The 1,906-nt window shown below is 32.1% G+C and carries 2 protein-coding genes and 1 pseudogene; 1 reads left to right on the top strand and 2 read right to left on the bottom strand.

What is annotated here, in order from left to right; all coding sequences use genetic code 11:
• Nucleotides 1-519: a superoxide dismutase family protein gene (gene sodC, locus BN338_RS02350; protein WP_083868423.1), complete on the top strand. Its 519-nt coding sequence runs from the start codon at nucleotides 1-3 to the stop codon at nucleotides 517-519.
• 689 nt (nucleotides 520-1,208) lie between these two features.
• On the opposite strand, the gene BN338_RS12065 is transcribed toward sodC, so the two are convergent.
• Both BN338_RS12065 and BN338_RS12060 read right to left on the bottom strand, forming a co-directional pair.
• On the bottom strand, nucleotides 1,209-1,433 hold the full coding sequence (locus tag BN338_RS12065; protein ID WP_198003666.1) for an HrgA protein: 225 nt from the start codon (nucleotides 1,431-1,433) through the stop codon (nucleotides 1,209-1,211).
• A gap of 63 nt (nucleotides 1,434-1,496) precedes the next feature.
• Nucleotides 1,497-1,906: pseudogene (locus tag BN338_RS12060) on the bottom strand (HrgA protein); the annotation flags it as partial.

The following is a 1,906-nucleotide window of genomic DNA, read 5'->3' as shown; positions in this document are numbered from 1 at the left end:
ATATTCTTATCATTATTAGTTTTTATGGCATTTTTAATGCATAAAAGTTGTGCATTAGCGCTATCAACAAAAGTAAATATTTATAAACTAGAAGATAATAATTACAAAAAGGCTATTGGTAGCATTAAAATTGAAGAAAATGCACACGGTTTGATTTTTATCCCTAATTTATCTGCTTTACCAGAAGGAATGCATGGTTTTCATGTGCATGTAAATCCTTCATGTGATACAAAAAATGGTATAATTGGTGGAAGTGCAGGTGGACATTATGACCCTGAGCATACCGGAAAACATTTAGGACCTTATAATGTCATTGGCCATCTCGGTGATTTACCAACACTTTATGTTGATAAGCAAGGGAATGCTACGATGAGTGTTCTTGCTCCACGATTGAAAAAAATTTCTGAAATTACAGGACGCTCGTTAATGATTCATTTAGGCGCTGATAATCAATCAGATAAACCATTACCGCTTGGCGGAGGTGGAGCACGTCTGGCGTGCGGCATTATTGAAAAATAAAAAGAGTCTTGTGCTAACCTGTGATAGTGCGCACTCTCTTTAATTATAATATAAAATGTGATAGGAGTTTATTTTTTTATATTTTAATAAATTAAGTAGATTATGTAATTATTTGAAATAATTGATACTTTTTTGAATGTTTAATTGCAGACAATAAACAACTTAATAATATCAGAAAGAACAGTAAATCGTACTGAGAAAATATCAGGAGAAATTCTCTATAAGAAGGCTTCAACACGATAAATGATATTTTCAATGCTTGCTTTAACTTGTAAAAGTCCTTCATTTGTGGAGAATTAGTTTTCCATTTTTTTTCTTATGGTATTTCCTTGGTGTTGCTGCTTTCTTTTATTAATTAGAGGCGCCATATAGAAGCAGCAAAGTTTAATTTCATTCTCTACAGTAACAAATATGTAGTAAGTTATAGTCATTAAATCTAGTATCTAATAAAATCACGCCCCACGCATAAAGTTAAATGGATTTAAAATAGAATTTTCACCCATCAGAGCTTGGTGCAGACATGAAAATTTTATTGATTCAATATTAGTATAATCGCTTGAAATTATTGAATACTGTAATAGTTTAATCTCTAAATAAATTAATATAATCAGTCAAATAAAGTAGTTAGAGTAATTTTTTATACTCTGAATAAAAGAGCATTTAAACAATAGAGACTTTTTTAATACCCTTCATGGATACATATGATCCCAATCAGATGGGCGCATCTCGCCGGTTTGATAAAATTGACGAATGAGCTTGATATAATGAAGAAAATCTTTGTTTTCCTCCACTAATCTATTAGCAGTATCCCAATCAATATCACTACGTTCTTTCGCTGGAATGATGATCTCACTCTCAGAAGCGTTTTCCTTGTCGAGTCTTATAAATCCAATTTCATGCAAACTTGAAAGCATCCGAAGTTCTTTTAATGTATTAACACCTTCAACTTCACTAGCTACTAAATAACTAAAATTAGCCTATGAAGAATTGCTAACCGTTTGAAAAAATGCTTTTCGTAAATTTGAACGATTGATGAGAATTTTGACTTCAAAAGACCAAAGCTTCGTCTTTTTATCAAAATATTGCAAAACGCAGTCTTTGATTTCACGATCCCATTCTTTACTTAAATCTTGTATTCCTACAAGATCTGGATAAAGCCATTTATTCCCGCCCAAACCATGTTTATTATTATGGGAACATTTCTCATTAATGCGCTTGCTATAAACTGCAAGCTCTGACCATAAAAATTTAGATAATAATGGACAAAGATCATGCTCTTTAACAGAACCATCTTTTGCCTCTGCATTGTCCTCTACTGTATCAATTTCAGCCCTATCTGTTTGTCTTGTAAAATAATAGTGCCGTGGTCGTCCTTCAGTGGTTTTAA

The organism is Bartonella queenslandensis AUST/NH15 (assembly GCF_000312585.1).
In the GTDB taxonomy this organism is placed as follows: domain Bacteria; phylum Pseudomonadota; class Alphaproteobacteria; order Rhizobiales; family Rhizobiaceae; genus Bartonella; species Bartonella queenslandensis_A.
Note: the sequence above shows the minus strand (reverse complement) of the source record. Positions and strands in the feature narration are given on the sequence as shown.

Excerpts from the sequence above, each read along its gene's own strand:
- BN338_RS12065 (WP_198003666.1), bottom strand. The coding sequence starts at position 1,433 with ATGCTTTCAAGTTTGCATGAAATTGGATTTATAAGACTCGACAAGGAA.